Annotated in this window: 18 protein-coding genes; 10 read left to right on the top strand and 8 right to left on the bottom strand. The window is 61.1% G+C overall.

What is annotated here, in order from left to right; all coding sequences use genetic code 11:
- Position 1 precedes the first annotated feature (1 nt).
- The 10 genes from Q1A52_RS20760 (at position 2) to Q1A52_RS20805 (ending at position 11,000) form a co-directional block, all read left to right on the top strand.
- Complete coding sequence (locus Q1A52_RS20760) at positions 2–973, top strand: C45 family peptidase (protein WP_300019639.1); 972 nt, start codon at positions 2–4, stop codon at positions 971–973.
- Positions 974–1,100: 127 nt separating this feature from the next.
- The gene (locus Q1A52_RS20765; protein WP_300019641.1) at positions 1,101–2,681 is read left to right on the top strand and encodes an ABC transporter substrate-binding protein; all 1,581 of its coding nucleotides are present in this window, start codon (positions 1,101–1,103) and stop codon (positions 2,679–2,681) included.
- A gap of 93 nt (positions 2,682–2,774) precedes the next feature.
- Positions 2,775–4,340, top strand: coding sequence for an ABC transporter substrate-binding protein (locus tag Q1A52_RS20770; RefSeq protein WP_300019643.1), 1,566 nt, complete (start codon positions 2,775–2,777; stop codon positions 4,338–4,340).
- Positions 4,341–4,408: 68 nt separating this feature from the next.
- Positions 4,409–5,389: an ABC transporter permease gene (locus tag Q1A52_RS20775; RefSeq protein ID WP_300019645.1), complete on the top strand. Its 981-nt coding sequence runs from the start codon at positions 4,409–4,411 to the stop codon at positions 5,387–5,389.
- Positions 5,389–6,345, top strand: a complete 957-nt coding sequence (locus tag Q1A52_RS20780) for an ABC transporter permease (protein ID WP_300019647.1) — start codon at positions 5,389–5,391, stop codon at positions 6,343–6,345. Before Q1A52_RS20775 ends, Q1A52_RS20780 begins: the two co-directional genes overlap by 1 nt.
- Positions 6,345–6,698 carry a cupin domain-containing protein gene (locus tag Q1A52_RS20785; protein ID WP_300019649.1) on the top strand — a complete coding sequence of 118 codons (354 nt, stop codon included), beginning with the start codon at positions 6,345–6,347 and terminating at the stop codon, positions 6,696–6,698. Before Q1A52_RS20780 ends, Q1A52_RS20785 begins: the two co-directional genes overlap by 1 nt.
- On the top strand, positions 6,695–7,672 hold the full coding sequence (locus tag Q1A52_RS20790) for an ABC transporter ATP-binding protein (protein WP_300019651.1): 978 nt from the start codon (positions 6,695–6,697) through the stop codon (positions 7,670–7,672). The genes Q1A52_RS20785 and Q1A52_RS20790 overlap by 4 nt, the downstream gene beginning before the upstream one ends.
- Positions 7,672–8,634, top strand: a complete 963-nt coding sequence (locus Q1A52_RS20795) for an ABC transporter ATP-binding protein (RefSeq protein WP_300019653.1) — start codon at positions 7,672–7,674, stop codon at positions 8,632–8,634. The genes Q1A52_RS20790 and Q1A52_RS20795 overlap by 1 nt, the downstream gene beginning before the upstream one ends.
- A 9-nt stretch (positions 8,635–8,643) precedes the next feature.
- Positions 8,644–9,762: a CaiB/BaiF CoA-transferase family protein gene (locus Q1A52_RS20800; protein ID WP_300019655.1), complete on the top strand. Its 1,119-nt coding sequence runs from the start codon at positions 8,644–8,646 to the stop codon at positions 9,760–9,762.
- Entirely contained in the window at positions 9,759–11,000 is a 1,242-nt protein-coding gene (locus Q1A52_RS20805; protein ID WP_300019657.1) for a flavin-dependent oxidoreductase, read from the top strand. The genes Q1A52_RS20800 and Q1A52_RS20805 overlap by 4 nt, the downstream gene beginning before the upstream one ends.
- A gap of 13 nt (positions 11,001–11,013) precedes the next feature.
- On the opposite strand, the gene Q1A52_RS20810 is transcribed toward Q1A52_RS20805, so the two are convergent.
- The 8 genes from Q1A52_RS20810 to Q1A52_RS20845 all read right to left on the bottom strand — a co-directional run bounded on the left by Q1A52_RS20810 (position 11,014) and on the right by Q1A52_RS20845 (position 19,212).
- The gene (locus tag Q1A52_RS20810; RefSeq protein ID WP_300019659.1) at positions 11,014–11,766 is read right to left on the bottom strand and encodes an N-acyl homoserine lactonase family protein; all 753 of its coding nucleotides are present in this window, start codon (positions 11,764–11,766) and stop codon (positions 11,014–11,016) included.
- 70 nt (positions 11,767–11,836) lie between these two features.
- Complete coding sequence (locus Q1A52_RS20815; RefSeq protein WP_300019661.1) at positions 11,837–12,397, bottom strand: membrane integrity-associated transporter subunit PqiC; 561 nt, start codon at positions 12,395–12,397, stop codon at positions 11,837–11,839.
- 8 nt (positions 12,398–12,405) lie between these two features.
- A complete protein-coding gene (locus Q1A52_RS20820; RefSeq protein ID WP_300019663.1) occupies positions 12,406–14,490 on the bottom strand; it encodes an MlaD family protein in 2,085 nt (694 codons plus the stop codon).
- Positions 14,487–15,134, bottom strand: a complete 648-nt coding sequence (locus tag Q1A52_RS20825; RefSeq protein WP_300019665.1) for a paraquat-inducible protein A — start codon at positions 15,132–15,134, stop codon at positions 14,487–14,489. The genes Q1A52_RS20820 and Q1A52_RS20825 overlap by 4 nt, the downstream gene beginning before the upstream one ends.
- A complete protein-coding gene (locus tag Q1A52_RS20830; RefSeq protein WP_300019667.1) occupies positions 15,101–15,739 on the bottom strand; it encodes a paraquat-inducible protein A in 639 nt (212 codons plus the stop codon). Before Q1A52_RS20830 ends, Q1A52_RS20825 begins: the two co-directional genes overlap by 34 nt.
- 65 nt (positions 15,740–15,804) lie before the next feature.
- The gene (gndA, locus tag Q1A52_RS20835; protein ID WP_300019669.1) at positions 15,805–17,202 is read right to left on the bottom strand and encodes an NADP-dependent phosphogluconate dehydrogenase; all 1,398 of its coding nucleotides are present in this window, start codon (positions 17,200–17,202) and stop codon (positions 15,805–15,807) included.
- The gene (locus Q1A52_RS20840) at positions 17,199–18,095 is read right to left on the bottom strand and encodes an SMP-30/gluconolactonase/LRE family protein (protein WP_300019670.1); all 897 of its coding nucleotides are present in this window, start codon (positions 18,093–18,095) and stop codon (positions 17,199–17,201) included. The genes gndA and Q1A52_RS20840 overlap by 4 nt, the downstream gene beginning before the upstream one ends.
- An 85-nt stretch (positions 18,096–18,180) precedes the next feature.
- Positions 18,181–19,212, bottom strand: coding sequence for an L-idonate 5-dehydrogenase (locus tag Q1A52_RS20845; protein ID WP_300019672.1), 1,032 nt, complete (start codon positions 19,210–19,212; stop codon positions 18,181–18,183).
- Position 19,213 lies beyond the last annotated feature (1 nt).

Raw genomic sequence — 19,213 nt, forward strand, 5'->3', positions numbered from 1 at the left:
CATGTTATGGCGCGCCGTAAGTGAAGACAGCCCCGGGCCGAAATGGTCCGGGCTTTTTGCCGAATACTGGCCGGACTACAAAGACTGGTGGTTGAAGGAAGGCGAAAGCACGCGCCCGACCTACGCGGAGTCGCGCTCTGCTTTGCAGCAGCATATGCCGGAGATCGTGCCGCTTTATGATGAGCTGTGCGAATTGGCGGGGGGCGGCGATCTGGCCGCGCGGTTCTTGTCCTTCTACTGCCCGCCGCCCTATCTGGCGGGCTGCAGCCAGGCGATCTGGACCGGTAAGGAGCCGGTCATGGTGCGCAACTACGACTACAACCCAAATGCTTTCGACAGCCTCGTTCTGCACACGAAATGGCAGGGGCGCCGGGTCATGGGCACCTCCGACGGGCTTTGGGGGCTGGTGGATGGCGTCAATGACGCGGGCCTGTCGATTTCGCTCACCTTCGGTGGACGGCGCGTGGTGGGTGATGGGTTCGGTGTGCCCCTGATCCTGCGCTACGTGTTGCAGACCTGCGAAACGGCGGAAGAGGCGGGCGCGGTGCTTGCGCGCGTGCCGACGCATATGAGCTACAATGTGACCGTGCTGGACAAAAAGCGCCGGTATCTGACGGCGATGATGGCGCCCGACCGGCCCGCGCTGATCACCCATGCCGCCGTTGCCACCAATCATCAGGAAAACGTCGAATGGGTCAGCCACGCCCGGTTCACCGCCACGGTGGAACGCGAACGATTCCTGTTGCACCGGCTCACCCTGCACCGGGACCCCGAAGAAAAGTTTATCGGGGCCTTTCTCAAACCTCCCTTGTATTCCGCGGCGTTCAACGCGGGTTTCGGCACGCTTTACACGGCGGTTTACCGGCCAAAACGGCGTCAGATGGAGTTGCGCTGGCCCGGCACGGTCTGGTCGCTGTCGATGAAGGACTTCGAAGAAGGCGGGCGTCGCATCCTCTTGCCCGGTGCTGCCTGAGATTTTCGCATCCGCAAATTTTTGCCAATAGAATCAGCATGCTTCGCGTTCAAGTTGCAGAAGGGGCTTGCCAAATCGTGCCCCGTCCCAAAGATTGTCGTCAGAAAAACAAAAAGGGGAGACTACAATGAAAATCACCACATCACTTCTGTCTGTTGCGCTGCTTTTGTCGAGCACCGCGCTGGCCTCGGCCGAGACGTTGCGGTGGGCACGCGCGGGCGATAGCCTGACGCTGGATCCACATGCGCAGAACGAAGGCCCAACCTCGACGCTGGCGCATCAGATCATGGAACCGCTGGTCCACCGTGATCATTCCGGCACTATTGTGGCCGCATTGGCAACGGAGTGGACACCGTCCGAAGACGATCCGAACGTCTGGATTTTCAAGCTGCGCGAAGGGGTAACCTTCCACGATGGATCCAGCTTTGACAGCTCGGATGTAAAGTTCAGCCTTGAGCGCGCCATGACCGAGGATTCCGACTATAAGGAACTGCTTGCCTCCGTCGCTGAGGTGCGCGCGCCGGATGCTTACACCATCGAGATCGTGACCGATGGTCCGAACCCGATCATGCCCAACAACCTGACCAATATGTTCATCATGGACCAGGAGTGGGCCGAGGCGAACAACGCCGTGAAGGTGCAGGACTATGAAGGTGGCGAGGATACGTTCGCCGCGAAAAATGCAAATGGGACAGGGCCTTACAAGGTTGTAAGCCGCGAACCCGACGTCAAGACCGTGCTGGCGCTCAACGAGAACTACTGGGGCAAGGATGAATTCCCGCTCGAAGTGACCGAGATCATCTACACGCCGATCCAGAACGCGGCCACCCGCGTGGCGGCGCTGCTGTCCGGTGAGGTTGATTTCATTCAGGACGTACCGGTGCAGGATCTTGAGCGGGTCGCAAGTACCGATGGGCTCGACGTGCGCACGGCGCCGCAAAACCGGGTGATCTTCTTTGGTATGAACGTGGGCGATGAAGACCTTGCCAACGACAGCGTCGAAGGGGCCAACCCGCTGGCGGATGTGCGTGTGCGCGAGGCGATGAACCTCGCCATCAACCGCGATGCCATCAAGCAGGTGGTGATGCGCGGCCAGTCCGCGCCCGCGGGCATGATCGCGCCGCCCTTTGTGAACGGCTGGGACGAGGCGATGGATGCGTCCTCATCCACCGATCTCGAAAAGGCGAAAACGCTGATGGGTGAGGCCGGCTATGGTGACGGTTTCTCGATCCAGCTCGACTGCCCGAATGACCGCTACATCAATGACGAGGCGATCTGTCAGGCCGCTGTTGGGATGCTGGCGCAGATCGGGGTGAACGTGAACCTCGATGCCAAGCCCAAGGCGCAACACTTCCCGCTGCTCAGCAATCTGGAAACGGATTTCTACATGCTGGGCTGGGGCGTGCCGACCTACGATTCCGAGTATATCTTCAACTTCCTGGTACACGGTCGTGACGACAAATACGGGTCGTGGAATGCGACGCGTTACACCAACGACGATCTGAACGACAAGATTCAGAGCCTTGCGTCGAACACCGATCTGGAAGCGCGTGACGCCGATATCGCCGCGATCTGGCAGGTGGTGCAGGATGAGAAAATCTATATCCCTATCCACCACCAGGTGCTGAACTGGGGCATGAAATCCGGGGTCGACACGGTTGTCGAAGCGGAAGATTCGCCCAAAATCAAGTACTTCAAGCTGAACTGAACCTGAGACGCTTGTGACATAAAACGGCGTGGCCCGATCACCGGGCCGCGCCGCCACCGCTTTCCCGCATCTCCTGCTGAAAGGGTTCCTCTTATGCTTCGCCCCATTTCACTCGCCGCCGCCCTGATGGTTTCCGCCTCTGCCCTTGTGGCCGAGGAGTTCCGATGGGCCGAGACGACCGACCCGCAAACGATGGACCCGCATGCGGTGAATTCCGCCGCCGTCCTGGGGTTTCTCAACAACGTCTACGAAGGGCTGGTGCGCCGCGGCAAGGACATGACCATCGAGCCGGCGCTGGCGACGGCATGGGAACCCATTGGCGCGGGGGAAGGCTGGCGCTTTACCCTCCGGCAGGGCGTAACCTTTCACGATGGCAGTACGTTTGATGCGCAGGACGTGCTCTTTTCCTATCAGCGCGCCTCTGATGAAGCCTCCGATACGCGCAGCTGGTTCGCGCCGGTCTCCGAGGTCAAAGTGGTCGATGACTACACCGTCGACATCATGACCACGGCGCCGAACCCGATTTTCCCCGACAGCATTGCCAACTGGATGATGATGGATTCAGGCTGGGCCGAAGCGAATAACGCGGCGCGCCCGGATAAGGACAATGGCAACTTCGCCACCCTGAACGCCAATGGCACTGGTGCTTTTCAATTGACGACGCGAGAGCCGGGATTGCGCACGGTGCTGGAGCCCTTCGGCGGCTGGTGGGATGAGGCAGAGCACAACATCACCCGCGCCGAGCTGACCCCGATCCAGAACCCGGCCACGGCGGTCGCGGCCCTGCTGTCGGGCGATGTGGATTTCATCAACCCGGTGCCCATTCAGGACACCGCCCGGCTGGCTGCAAATGATCAGGTGAAGGTCATTCAGGGGATCGAAGCCCGTGTGATCATGCTTGGGTTTCCACATGAAGCGGAGGCGCTGAAGTACTCCGGGGAAACCACGGATGCCAACCCCTTCGCCGATGCGCGTGTCCGCCAAGCAGTTGCCCATGCGGTGAATGTGCCCGCGGTCCTGCAGACGATCATGCGCGGTAACGCCGAAGAGGTCAGCCAGCTGGTGAGCCCGGCCATGCGCGGCTATAGCGCGGATCTGGCCAACCGCCCGGCCTTTGACCCCGAGAAGGCCCGCGCATTGCTGGCGGAAGCAGGCTATCCTGATGGCTTCTCTTTCGGGCTGAAATGCCCCAACGACCGCTATCTGAATGACGAATCCGTCTGTCAGGCGATCACCGGTATGCTGGCACAGGTGGGCATGCGCGCGACGCTCGATGCCATGCCGGTCCAGAACTACTGGCCGGAACTGCGCAGCGATAACTACGACATGTATCTGCTGGGCTGGTCACCCGGCACGTTTGACGCCGAACACCCGGTGCGGTTTCTTGCCAGCACACCGAATGAAGAAAAGAAGCTAGGCTCTTGGAATTTCGGTGGTTTTTCAAATGCGCGTGTGGACGAATTGCTGCCGATGATCCAGTCCGAGATCGATGACGGCAAACGTCAGGCCATGCTCGATGAGGTCACCAAGATCCTGCAGGATGAGGTCGCCTATGTGCCCTTATACGTTCAGCCGCTGGTCTGGGGCACGCAGGCCAACATTGTGCTCACGCAGCGTCCCGATAACTTCTTTATTCTACGCTGGGTCACCGTTAACTGACCCGGCGTAGGCCCAGGCAGGGCAGGCTTTGCGCTTGACCCCACCCAAGACAGGCAACAATAAGACATATGCTCGCTTTCGTCATCCGCCGTGTTTTCCAATCCGTTCTCGTGCTGCTTGTGGTTGGGTTGGTCGCGTTTTCCATGTTCCGTTTTGTCGGCGACCCCGTGGACAACATGCTGGGCCAGGAACGCACGCAAGCCGATATCGAGCGTTTGCGCAGCCAGCTGGGACTGGATCAGCCATTTGCGGTGCAATACTTCAAATTCCTGCAAGGTGCCGCGCAGGGTAATTTTGGTGTCAGCTACCGGCAAGGGCGCCCGGTCTCGGACATCCTGATGGAACGCGCACCGGCCACGCTTGAGCTTGCAGCTGTCTCCGGGTTTCTGGCGATCAGTATCGGCATCGCGCTCGGCGTCTTTACCGCCATCAGGCGCAACGGGTTTACCGCCAACGCGATCATGTCCGTCTCGCTGATCGGTGTCTCGCTGCCCACCTTCCTGATCGGGATTCTCCTGATCTATCTGTTTTCCGTCGAATTGGGCTGGCTGCCCAGTTTCGGGCGGGGCGAAACGGTGATGATTGGCGGCTGGTCGACCGGGTTTCTGACGGAAAGCGGACTCAAGGCGCTGATCCTGCCCTCGATCACGCTGGGGCTTTATCAGATGACGCTGATCATGCGGCTGGTGCGGTCCGAGATGTTGGAAGTCTTGCGGCAAGACTATATCCGCTTTGCCCGTGCCCGTGGCTTGCGCGAACGCGCAGTGAATTTTCGCCATGCGCTGAAAAACACGCTGGTGCCGGTCATCACGGTCACCGGGCTGCAACTGGGCTCCATCATTGCCTTTGCCATCATCACTGAGACGGTCTTTCAATGGCCGGGTGTCGGCCTCTTGTTCATCAACGCCATTCAGTTCGTGGATATTCCCGTCATGGCGGCCTACCTGATGCTGATCTCGGTGATGTTCGTGGCCATCAACCTGATCGTTGACCTGCTTTACTTTGCAATCGATCCGCGTTTGCGCGTTGACAGAACGGCGGCCCACTGATGTCCGAGACCTCCCTTGAACCCACTGTACAGGCCGTCGAACGCTCGCGCTTCCGTCTCGCGCTGGAAAGCGATTTCGCCTATCAGTTCAAGAAATCCCCAGTTGCCATCGTCTCTGCAACCGTTGTCCTGATCATGGTGCTCTGTGCGGTCTTTGCACCGCTGATCGCCCCTCATAATCCGTTTGATCCCGCCTCGCTGAACCTGATGAACGGGTTCTCGAAACCGATGGAGCCCAATGCCTTTACCGGCGAGACCTTCTGGCTGGGCACGGACGATCAGGGACGCGATGTGTTCTCCACCATCCTCTACGGCATGCGGATTTCGCTGTTTGTCGGCGCGGCGGCGGTGCTTTTTGCCATGGTTCTGGGCGTGACCCTTGGCCTTGTTGCGGGGTATCTGGGTGGCTGGACCGAGACCATCATCATGCGGGTTGCCGACGTTCAGCTGACTTTCCCGGCGATCCTAGTGGCCATGCTCATCTTCGGCATCGCCAAGGGCATCACCCCGGTGGAGTACCGCGACCAGATGGCGATTTGGGTGCTGATCATTGCAATCGGTCTCAGCGACTGGGTGCAATTTGCCCGCGTTGTCCGGGGGGCCACGCTGGTGGAAAAGAACAAGGAATACGTGCAGGCCGCCCGTCTCATCGGACGCGGGTCGGGCGCGATCATGCTGCGGCACATCCTGCCCAATGTGCTGTCGCCAGTGTTGGTGATCGCGACGATTTCGCTGGCCTTGGCGATCATCGCGGAGGCCACGTTGAGCTTTCTAGGTGTCGGCGCGCCGCCCACGCAACCCTCGCTAGGCACACTGATCCGCATCGGGCAGGGGTTCCTGTTCTCGGGTGAATGGTGGATTTTGCTCTTCCCGGCGGTCACGCTGCTGGTGCTGGCGCTGAGCGTCAATCTGCTGGGCGACTGGCTGCGCGACGCGCTGAACCCGAGGCTGCGGTGATGGAGCTCCCGACGGTCACGAACCGCACCACGGCGCCGCACTATATCTGGGGGTCAGACGACTGCGATGGGTGGCGGCTGCTTGATACGGCTGGCCTCTCCGTAATCGAAGAATGGATGCCACCACAAAGCCACGAGCTGCGTCATTTTCACCGCGCGGCGACCCAGTTGTTTTATGTTCTGGAGGGCCATCTGGCGATTGAAGTCGCACAGGAAACCCATCATTTGGGCCCGGGTGATGCCATGCCCGTCCTGCCGCCAACCCCCGACCAGGTGCGCAATGACAGCGCAGATGATGCCCGCTTTCTGGTGATCTCTGCCCCGGCCACCACCAACGACAGACAGACGACATGACTGCAATTCTTTCCATCCGCAACCTCACCGTCGAAATCCCCACACGGCACGGCATTCTGCACCCGGTCAGCGGCGTGTCTTACGACATCGGTGCAGGTGAGATCCTTGGGGTTGTGGGCGAATCCGGTGCGGGCAAATCCATGGCGGGCAATGCGGTGATCGGGTTGTTGAACCCGCCTGCGCATATCGCTGAAGGTGAGATTTGGGTAAACGGCGCCCGGATTGATCACCTCACAGGTGATGCCATGCGCAGGCTCAGGGGCAAGGAGATCGGCATGGTGTTTCAGGACCCGCTGACCTCGCTGAACCCGCTCCTGCGGATTGGTGATCAGCTGACCGAAACCATGTTGGCGCATCTAGACATCAGCCGGGCCGAGGCCGATAGGCGGGCCGTCGCGGCGCTGGAAGAGGTGGGCATTCCGGGTGCGGCGGAACGTGTGGCCAGTTATCCGCATGAGTTCTCCGGCGGTATGCGCCAGCGGGTTGTGATCGCTCTTGCGCTCTGTGCCGAGCCTTCCCTCATCATCGCGGACGAACCGACGACGGCGCTGGATGTGTCCGTGCAAGCGCAGATTATCGCCCTGCTCAAGAAACTCTGCCGCGAACGAGGCACAGCCGTCATGCTGATCACGCATGATATGGGCGTCATTGCCGAAGCCGCCGACCGCGTGGCCGTCATGTATGCCGGGCAGCTGGCGGAACTTGGGCCGGTGCGCGATGTGCTGACAGCACCGCATCATCCCTACACCGACGGGCTGATGGGTTCGACTCCGCTGGCCTCGCGCGGCAAGGACCGTTTGCACCAGATCCCCGGCGCGATGCCGCGTCTGGACGCGTTACCCGAAGGCTGTGCCTTTCACCCGCGCTGTCCGCGTGTGCAGGACGCCTGTCGCATCTCCCCGGGTCCCCGGATCGAAGATGGGGCAGGTCGCGCAGCTTGTCTCTTCCCCATGACGCGGGAGGCCGTAGCCTGATGGCGCTTGTCGATGTTCGTAACCTGACCCGCATCTTTGACGTGTCGAAACCCTGGCTGAACCGTGTGGTGGAGCGGCGGGAGAAATCATATCTGACGGCCGTGTCGGACGTCAGTTTCGAGATTGCCGAACGCAGCGTCTACGCATTGGTTGGCGAGAGCGGATCGGGCAAGTCGACCATTGGCAAGATGCTGGTGGGGCTGCTCGGGCCAAGCTCGGGCGCCGTTGAAATCCGCGGCACCGACCTTGCACGCGAGAGCGATGTAGCGAAAATCGATGCCGTACGCCGCGACATCCAGATGATTTTCCAGGACCCCTTTGCCTCGCTCAATCCGCGCTGGCGGGTGCGCGACATCATCGTGGAACCGGTGGCCGCACGGGGCGGCAATACCGACGGCATGGCCGAAAAGCTGCTGGAACAGGTGGGGCTTTCCGCCCGGGATGCGGGCAAATTTCCGCATGAGTTCTCCGGCGGCCAGCGGCAGCGTATCTGTATTGCTCGGGCCCTTGCCTCCGAGCCCAAGCTGATCGTCTGTGACGAGCCGACCTCGGCGCTGGATGTTTCCGTTCAGGCGCAGGTGCTGAACCTGATGAGCGATCTGAAGGACAGCTTTGGGCTGACCTATCTTTTCATCAGCCACGATCTGACCGTGGTGCAGCATATGGCCGACCGGATCGGCGTACTCTATCTCGGCCGTCTGGTTGAAGAGGCGGACCCGGATGCGCTGTTTGACGATCCCAAACATCCCTACAGCCAGATGCTTCTGGCGGCGGCACCGCAGCTCGACAGCTTTGGCCGGGATGTCCCACCGCCCACAGGCGAAATCCCCGATCCAATCAACCCGCCAACAGGCTGTGCGTACCATCCGCGATGCCCTCTCGCCGCGGACATCTGCAGTCAGAAGCGCCCCGAGATGCGCGAAATACGCGGCGCGCGGGTGGCATGCCACATGGCCGAATAAAGGTGTGTCATGACGGGCCCGCTGGCAAGCTTGCAGGTCATCGAATTCTCAGGACTTGGTCCTGCGCCTCTGGCAGGCCAGTTGCTGGCTGATCTCGGCGCGGATGTCATCACGATCGACCGGAAATCCGCCCCGGCAGACCCCACCGACATCAACCGCCGCGGTAAACGCAGCGTTGCGCTGAACCTCAAATCCGCGGATGGCCTGGCGGTGGCGAAAGCCCTTCTCAGCCAGGCGGACATCCTGATCGAAGGGTTCAGACCCGGGGTGATGGAACGTCTGGGTCTGGGGCCGTCAGACTGCCCAGAGAGGCTTATCTACGGGCGCATGACGGGTTGGGGTCAGACGGGGCCATGGGCGGAAATCGCCGGGCACGACATCAACTATCTTGCCATGACGGGCGCCTTGCATGCCATTGGTCCTGCTGATCAGCCCCCCGTACCGCCGCTCAATCTGGTGGCGGATTTTGGCGGTGGCACGATGTTCCTGCTGCTGGGTATCTTGTCGGCTGTCATTGAACGCGGCGTCTCTGGCAAGGGACAGGTCGTGGACGCCGCCATGGTCGATGGAGTACCGGCGATGATGGGCTTGATACATGGCATGCTGGCGCGGGGCACCTGGCAGAACGCGCGCGGGGCGAACTGGCTCGATGGGGCGGCGCCGTTCTATCGGTGCTATGTCTGTGCCGATGGCAAATACATCTCGGTTGGCGCGCTGGAGCCGCAGTTCTTTGCCGAACTCGTGGCCAAGGCGGGGCTGCCCGTTCCGGACGGGGTGGCGCAAAACGATACGGCGCATTGGCCCGCGCAAAGCACCGTCTTTGCCGAGGTTTTCAAACGCAAGTCGCGCGATGAATGGATGGCATTCCTAGAAGGCAGCGACGCCTGCGCCGCACCGGTTCTCAATTTCTCCGAGGCAGCAGCACATCCCCAGAACGTCGCGCGGGACGTATTTTACGAGGAAGACGGCGTCACGCAGGCCAGTCCGGCGCCTCGTTTCAGCAGAACGCAGGCCACCAGACCGACAAGCCCGCGTGCCGTGGGTGGCGACACGGATGATATCCTCGGCGCCCTTGGGTACGACGCGAAAACACGCGCCCGGATGCGGGACGAGGGCGCGCTGACATGACCGTCGCGATTGCTGGTGCGGGTATTGCGGGACTGACCCTTGGGCTGACGCTGCACCAGATCGGCGTGCCCTTTCGGATTTACGAGGCCGTGCGGCGCCTCAAGCCCATGGGTGTCGGGATCAACCTCCAACCCAATGCGGTGCGGGAATTGATCGATCTGGGGCTGGAAGATGATCTGGCGCGGATTGGTGTCGCCACACAAAGCCTTGGATTTTATAGCAAAACCGGTCGAGAGATCTGGACCGAGCCAAGGGGCACCGCCGCCGGGTACCATTGGCCGCAGTTTTCGGTGCACCGGGGTCACCTGCAGATGCTCCTTTATTACACGCTTGTCGCGCGCGCAGGGATCGATTGCGTTGTGACCGGTCATCGCGCCACGGGCTTTTCGGCGGCGCGGTTGCATATGGAAACGGTCGACGGGCCAGTTGCCACCAAGGCCCGGCTGATCGTCGCGGCGGATGGCATTCACTCGGCGCTTCGGCACCAGATGTACCCAGTGGAAGGTCCGCCGATCTGGGGCGGGGCGGTGCTCTGGCGCGGCACGACACAGGCGGGGCCCTTTCTGGGCGGTGCCGACATGATCTTGGCCGGCCATGACAGCCAGCGCTTCGTTGCTTATCCAATCACGTCGCCGACCCCCGATACCGGCCAGGCGACGATCAACTGGATTGCGGAGCTGCGGATTGATCCGGCACAAGGATGGCGCAAAGAAGACTGGAACCGGCAGGCAAATCTTGCGGAGTTCTTGCCCGCTTTCGAGGCGTGGCGTTTCGAATGGCTGGATGTCCCCGCCCTGATCAGGGGCGCGGAAGCGGTCTACGAATACCCTATGGTGGACCTTGACCCGGTCGATCGCTGGACCCTGGGGCCTGTCACCCTGATGGGTGATGCCGCGCACCCGACCTATCCGGTCGGCTCCAATGGCGCGAGCCAGGCGATCATTGACGCGCGCACCTTGGGGGCCTGTCTCAAGGAACATGGCGTTGCCGAAAAGGCGCTCCTTGCCTATGAGGCTGCGATACGCCCCCGCACCACAGGTGTCACATTGGCCAATCGGGGCGCAGGGCCGGATGCGATCCTGCAGCTGGTAGAGGACCGGTGCGGCGGAGAGTTTGACGATATCGAAACAGTGGTCCCCCGCGCCGAGCTTGCGGCACATTCTGCCAAGTACAAATCGCTGGCCGGGTTTGATGTGGCCGCATTGAATGCGCAGCCGCCGCTGATTGGCCCGGTCTGATCCTGCTGGTCGCCTAGCGGTACCACTCCGGCGCCTTTTTCAAGCCAGGCCATTGCACAGGGCAGTGACCATAGATCACCATCGCCTTGGTCTCTTCGGCAATCCGCATCAGCCGCGCACCGCTTTCGATGGCGCGCGCCGCGTCCCAGGCGCCTTCAAAACCCTCGTCGATTTCTGCCGGGCGGCTGATGGCGTCAGACGTCAGCAAAACCGCGCCTGTCTTTGGCAAATCGACGAGGAAAGCCAGTTGCCCCGGGGTGTGGCCGGGCACCAGATAGGCATGAAACCCCGGCCCAATTTCCGTATCACCGCTCAACTCGATGTAGTCGCGCTCTGGCCACTCAATGACCTGTTTCCCGGCCCAGTAGAGCGGGCGGGGCAGGGCCCGTTCCGCTGCGGCGATGACAAGGGGCACGCCCGGAAAACCGTGCAGAAAGCCGATGTGATCAATATGCGTATGGCTCTGGATCATCAGCGTGATGTCGGCAGGATCAGTGCCCGTCAACGCCACTTGGTCAGGCGCAAGATTGTCAGGTGTGATCGACAAAACGCGACCAAAACCGGTCAAATCATCCTCGATGCTCGCGGTCTCGGCATCATCCGCATATTTCGCCGGAAAACCGGTATCGATCAGCACAGTCTCATCCGCATCTGTCTTGATAAGATACCCACAAATCCCGATGATCCGTCCGTTGGCATGCACCTGGAACAGCCCGTAATCCAACACGAACATGCGCAGCGGCCGACCTTTTAGAAGGGGAGGCATATGCTTTGACTACCCTTCTATCCACCTGTTTAGATGCCCAGCCCGGACAGATGACCACGCCACAACCAAATCACCTCAATCCGTTGACCGCCACGAAGCGCGCAAGATCGAGGATGATCTGTCCCCGTGCGGCGGCAATGGCCTGGGGACCGCCCGCCGGATCAAAGGCGACCGCCAGATCGAACACTCCGGACCGTTCGCGCCTGCCGTCAGTGACCGCGACGAAGTATTGGCCGGTTGCCACAAACTGCCCCGCATCATTTGCGACAAGGCTTTCAAACCGCAGTTCCAGCCGCACATCCGGAAAGCTCTCGAATGGCCAGGGTGCCGAGGCCACGCGCGCGCCGCTCAGACGCGCAAGATGCCGGGCAAGTTCGAGAGCCACGGCCCGCTCCGGCGTGTCTGCCCAGAGAACAGCTCCGTCGCTCGTCACTCGTCCATCCAGACCCTGCAGCGAAATCTCATCCGAGGCAGCATATGCAGGCAATGAGATCTCGCGGATTTCCACCGCGCGGAACGCAATGCGTTGACGATCCGCCGCCTCGGGGCTTGGAACGATGTATCTGTCGGGGGCAGCCCCGCAGGCCGCAAGGGCGCCCAGGACACAAAGGGCCCAAATTGGTCGTTTCATCTTCATGTTCATCGTCCCCTGATCAATGCGCTGGGATTGCGCTCTAGCAGCCGTGCAAGCGAGGTGAGCGCATCGGCAGCCTGAGAGATATCGCGCAGCGCGGCCTGTGCATCACGGCTGATGACATCGCCTTTGTTGTATCCTTCGATGGTGCGACTGGCCTGATCAAAGACTTCCGTGATCCGTTCAACAAGCGCGGGCAGGTCCCTGCTCGACAAGGCAACCGCGTCCGCCGCTTCGCGGGCCGAGGACAGGGTGGCATTCACATTGCGCACGGCCCCACCTTCGCGCAATTCGGCCAGCGTTGCATTGAGTTCGTCCAGCGCCGCGCCGAGCGACGCCGGCAAATCCTGCGCGGCGGATGTACTGAGAATAGCATCCGCAGAACCAAGAAGTTCGGTCAGCTGTTCAGTCAGTTCCTCCAGCGGCATTGCTTCCGCTTTCGCCGCCACGCTGCTCAGATTGTCGATCAATTCCGGCACGCCCACGACGGAGGCATTGACCGATCCCGCCGCTTCAGTCGCGGCGTCAATGGCCGCCACGACGCGCTCCACAGCCTGACCTTCTTCGATCTGGGCAAGGATCGCCTCAATTCTGCTCAGGGCTGCATTGAGCGTCACAGGGATGTTCTGCACATCTTCCGAGGCGACAATCCCGCGCATGTCCCCCAGCAGCGCGCGCACCTCCTGCGGCGTTTCGCGCAGGGCCTCACTGGACACAAACGCCTCGGCACTTTGCATGAACCCGATCGCGCTGTTGAGCAGCTCTTCGATCGGCAGGCTGTTGATACGTGTGAACACGCCCTCAACTGTGGCCGTAGCATCGGATATTTCGCTGTCCGTCGACGGCAACGTGGCGATTTCGTCAGGCGACACGATGATCGCGGCGGGCTCGGGCTCTTCCACCTCGACCAGTTCCACCTTGAGGCCGCCGGTGAGCAGGCTGCCCGTGGCAAGACGGGCCCGCAGACCTTCGCCGACACGGGTACTTAGAAAATCAAGAGCACGCTCCGGGTTGATCTCTCCCTGCAGCCCCAACCGTGCCGGCTGTATACCGATCACCACATCCAGACGCACCCGGTTGTCCCCGAAGGCATCCGCATCCACGATGCCTGACAGGCTTTCAACAGAACCGATACGCAGACCGCTCCACTCCACCGGCGCACCGATGGCCAGACCGGAGATATTCTCGTCAAAGATGACCCGCAGTTCGAGCCGTTCGGTTTCGGAGGCATTGAACACGCTGTTGCGCGCACTGATCTGATCAGGGTAGACCTCGAACACGGTGCCATCAGAGACGCGCCCGCCGCCCGAGACAAATGTATCGAAAGTCAGTCCGCCGCCGACCAGCGACGCAATGGAGGAGAAGTCCACCTCCGCCCCAGCCGGTCCCAGCGAGACGCTGAACCCGGAGGTGTCCCAAAACCGCGTGGCGCGGGTGATCAACCGACCGTGTGGTTCGTAAATGATAGCCTCGGCAATGGCGAAACTACCCTCTCGGGAAATCCGAGCCGGGCCAACGCGACCCACTTCGATGCCCCGAAAAAGGATGGGCGCATTGTCGGTCAGCGATCCGCCAGGTGTGGTGCGCAGAGCAAGCTGCAACCCATCCTTGCCGGGTTGAAAGAGCGGCGCGGTTTCAAGACCCTTGAACTGGGTCCGTGTCGGGCCCACTTCGCTGTCCCACGATCCTTCGATGAAAATACCACTCAAGACCGTGTCGAGACCTGAGACGCCCTGCACCGACAGCTCGGGCCGGACCACCCAGAAAGACGCGCCGGCATCAACAAACTCTGCGATTTCCTTTTCGAGCCGGATTTGGGCGATCACCCCGTCCAGACCTTCGGCAAAGCTCATGGTTTCCACAACGCCGACCGTCACGTCGCGAAACCTCAATTCCGTCTGACCGGAAGCGATACCTGCGCCATTCTCGAACTGCACAGCAATCAAAGGTCCCCGGTCATTGTAGGACTGCCAGGCAACGGCCAAGGCGATGACCAGGGCGATCAGCGGAATGACCCAGACGATGGAAGCGCGGCCCAGAAAACTCTCGCGTGCGGGATCAATCGGCACGGGGGCAGGTGCATCATTCATTCTTGTTTTTGTCCTTTGCCCTGCTGCTGCGCATCCCAGATCATGCGGCTGTCAAACGCCTGTGCCGAGAGCATAGTGAAAATGACAGAGAGCGCAAAAAAAAGGCTGGCGAGACCGGGATTGATGGCGACCAGAACCTTGAGTTGCACCAGGGACGACAGGATCGCAACCACGAAGATATCAATCATCGACCACCGCCCAATGTACTCCACCACTTCATAGAGCAGCTGGCGCTGGTTTTGCGAAACGGTCGAGGGCCGCGTGACAGAAATTGCGAGGAAAGCAATCGCCATGAACTTGGCCAGAGGGATGACCACGCTGGCGATCAGAATGATCGCGGCGACGCCGATGCTGCCGTGGTGCATCAATTCGATGGCACCCCCGACGATGGTGTCCTCCTGCACGTGAAACAGCGTGCGGGTGCGTAGCATCGGGTAAATGTTGGCGGGGATGTAGCACATGAACCCGATGATCCACAGCGCCCAGACCCGTTGCAGGCTTTTCAGATCGCGCTGCACCAGTTTGTGCCCGCACCGCGCACAGGTCTGCACCCCCTGCGGCCAGACCTGAAGACATCGGGTACAGGCGACGACCCCAAGATCGCGGGCGCTTATGACTTCGCGGGTTTGCTCAGCGCGTTCCATACCGACCACCTGCACAAGAAATTATCCTGAACCACCACAAGCACGACCAGAATCGCGAACATCCAGAAGGCCGGTCCAAAGCTTACATCGGCCAGATCGCTGACCTTGACCAGAGCCACCGCACAGCCGATGGCGAAAATTTCCGCCATGGACCAGGGCCGCAGCGCCTCGGCCAGACGGAAAGCCTGTGCCGCCTGTGGGGCAGGGGGCCTGTCCATGACGATCGGCACCAGCACGTAGAGAGACAGCAACACACGCGCCAAGGGTACGAAGATGATCAGCGCCGCCGTTGCCAGCGACAGCACAACCAGCGGCCCATCGCTGAAGGCAAGGGCGGCATCGAGGATCGACACCGAATTATGCGCGCCCGCCACGGCAATCGACAGGAACGGAAAGATCGCAGCCGCCGTGATCAGGATCACGATCGCCACCGAGAGGGCAATGATCTGCAGGCCCGCCTTGCGCCGCGGCATGATCAGCACCGTATGGCACCGGTAGCACACCGCCCTCTCACCATGCCCCGGACGGGCAAGCGTGTAGGCTGCATCGCAATGGGGGCAGACAATTAAATCGTTGCGGGGAATCGGCGCGGCAGGGGCGGTCATGATCTGAATTTACACGCTTTTTCCACAAAGACATATGCCGCAAAGAGCTTCTGCCAAGGGTGGTGCTACCCCGCCCATGGTCCATGTTGATCCGTGCTGCCGTCATCCAGCCGGGCAAAGCCATGCAGACCAAAGAAATCACGCTGGCCCTGGATCATGTTCGCCGTTCCGCGTGCGGTGCGCATGGCGTCGAAATAGGCCAGACCTGATCCAAGCGCAGGCGCTGCGATGCCATGCAGGGCGGCCTGGGCCACGACCTGACGCAGGGCGTCATGGGTTTGCGTCAACTGATCCGCGAAATAGGGCGCAAACATCAGGTTTTGCGCCGGATTATCCGTCAGCGCATCTGCCATGTCGTTCAGCATGTCGGAGCGGATGATGCAGCCTTCCCGCCAGACGCGGGCGATATCGGGCAGGGGCAGCTTCCAGCCAAAGGCCTCGGACGCGGCGGAGATCATGGTAAAACCCTGCGCGTAACAGAGGATCTTGCCGCAGATCAACGCCTGTTCCAGCGCATCCTCGCTGACCGTGCCCTTGGCTATTGCCTTGGGGGCGGCGCCAAAGAGCGCCTCACCCGAGGCCCGCGTGTCCCGTCGCGATGACAGGTTGCGGGCAACCACGGCAGCCTCGATTGCGGGGATCGGGGCGGCAAGGTGCTGCGCCTCGATCACGGTCCAGCGCCCGGTGCCTTTTTGCCCCGCGGCATCCACGATCACGTCCAGAAGTGGGCCGCCCGTGGCCGGATCTATCGTGCCTGCGACCTTGCCGGAAATCTCCACCAGATAAGACCGGAGGGGGCCTTCGTTCCAGCGATCAAAGACCTTGCCAACGGCGGGCGCATCATAGCCCATGCCATCGCGTAGCACGCCGTAGGTTTCGGCAATCATCTGCATATCCGCATATTCGATGCCATTGTGCACGGCTTTCACGAAGTGGCCGGCGCCTTCTTCACCCATCCAGGTGGCACAGGGTGTGCCTTCGTATTTGGCGCTGATGGCCTCCAGAATATGGGCCACACGGTCCCAGTCCTCGCGCTTGCCGCCGCCCATGATTGAGGGGCCGTGGCGCGCGCCTTCCTCGCCGCCCGACACGCCAACGCCGAGGAACGGCCCGAAGGCATCCCGCATCCGCCGGTTGGTATCGTGGAAATTCGCATTCCCGGCATCGATGATCAGGTCATCTGCGTCCAGCAAGGGGCGCAGCGCCGCGATCTGCGCGTCAACGATCTCGCCCGCAGGCACCATCAGGATGATCGCACGCGGCGTCGCCAAGGCGGCAACGAAGTCTTCGAGCGTCTCGGTGGGCGTGATCCGGGGGGCAAGTTCCCCCGCCTCCGCATGGAAATCCTGCGTGACTTGTGCCGTACGGTTCCAGACCGCGATGTCAAAACCCTTCTCGGCGATGTTCAGCGCCAGCGCCGATCCCATCGTCCCAAGGCCAATCAGGCCGATCTCACTGCTCATGGAAACTGTACTCCGGCCCGGTTCAAGGTGACACGATAGACGCTTGTCGTCGCGGTGATGTAAAGCTGATGTTTCGCCCGACCGCCAAAGCAGATGTTGGACACCAGTTCCGGCACGAAGATCTTGCCGAGAAGCCGACCGTCCGGTGCGATGCAATGCACCCCGTCAGCAGCCGAGGACCACAGGTTGCCATCTGTATCCACGCGAATGCCGTCAGCGGCACCCGGATCAATCGTGTGGAAATGCCGCCCGTTTGCGACCCCGTCATCACTCACATCGTAAACCCGAATGTGCTGTGCATCATCCGAGAACATCCGGCCGGTGTCGGCCACATACAAAAGCGCTTCGTCAGGCGAGAAGGCTAGCCCGTTGGGGCAATTCATATCCTCCACCACGACATCCAGCGCACCGGTGTCAGGATCAGCCCGATAGACGACGCAGGGGTTTTCCTGTTCGCTGGCGAACCCTTCGTAATTCGTCATGATCCCGTAATGCGGATCGCTGAACCAGATTGAGCCGTCTGATTTCACAATCACATCGTTCGGGGAATTCAACGGCTTGCCGTTGTAGCTGTCGGCGATCACGGTGATACGCCCGTCCAGTTCGGTCCGGGTGACGCGGCGCATGCCATGTTCACAGGAAATCAGCCGCCCTTGTTTATCACGCGTATGACCATTGGCGTAATGCGACGGCGCGCGGTAGGTTGTGATCCCCCCTTCGGGCGTCCAGCGCAGGATGCGATTGTTGGGAATGTCGGAGAAAAGCAGGCAGCCCGCATCCCCGAACCAGACCGGTCCTTCGACCCAATCGAAGCCTGTTGCCAGCTGTTTCACCGGCGCATTGCCCATGACGTATTGCCCGAAGACCGGGTCGTGCACTTCAAAGAATGACACTGTTATTTGCTCCCCCAAGTTATCTTGTTGACGGTATCACCTGCGCGTCGACGCAAAAGAGGCCAGTGACGCGCTTTCTGTTTGTCTAAGCAAAAGCGATCTGCGCTTTCATGGCCTGCGTACGGTCGCTGGCCAGTTCAAAGGCTTTGACAGCATCTGCCAGATCCAGCGTCTGTGTGATCAGCGGTTTCACATTGATCAATCCTTTGCGCATCAGCTCCACACCAGTGAAAAACTCTTCGTGGAACCGGAACGAACCGCACAGGCGCAATTCTTTTGCGGTGATGGCCTGCACCGGCAAGGTCATGTCCCCACCCAAACCAAGCTGCACGATCACGCCACGCGGGCGCAGGGCGGCAATTCCGCCGATCAGGGCAGGGGCCGCGCCCGTGCATTCGAAAAGCACGTCGAAGGTGCCCTTGTCCGCCTCGTATGACTTCAACGCGTCAGGTTCCTTTTGCGCGTTGATGACCCGGTCCGCCCCGTTCTCCGCCGCCATTTTCAGGGTGAAATCGGTGAGATCCGTTGCCACAATCTCCGCCGCACCGGCACGCCGCGCAGCGAGAATGCACAACAGCCCGATTGGCCCGCATCCCGTCACCAACACCCGTTTGCCCAACAGTTCGCCCGCCTGCCGCGCCCCGTGCAGACAGACCGCCAGCGGCTCAGCCATCGCGGCTTCCCCGGCCGTCAATCCATCGGCCGGCGCGCACTGCCGCTGATTGGCGACGAGGACCTGCCGGAACGCACCCTGAATATGAGGGAACGGCATGGCGGACCCATAGAAGCGCATGTTCAGACAGTGGTTGTGCGTGCCTTCCTGACAATATTTGCAAGCTCCGCAGGGCCGGGAGGGGGAGACCGCCACAAGCTGACCAACACGCAACCCTGTCACATCCGCCCCCAAGGCAGTGATATGGCCGGAAACCTCGTGACCCAGGATCATCGGCTCCTTGATGCGAACCGTGCCGAACCCGCCATGCTGGTAGTAATGCAGGTCAGATCCGCAAATCCCGCCCGCCGCAATGGCGATCTGAACCTCACCGGGTCCGGGCGTTTCGTCAGGCCCGTCTTCGATCCGCAGATCGCGCGGGGCGTGAATAACCAGAGATTTCATC

It is taken from the genome of uncultured Roseobacter sp. (assembly GCF_947488185.1).
Classification (GTDB): Bacteria; Pseudomonadota; Alphaproteobacteria; order Rhodobacterales; family Rhodobacteraceae; genus Roseobacter.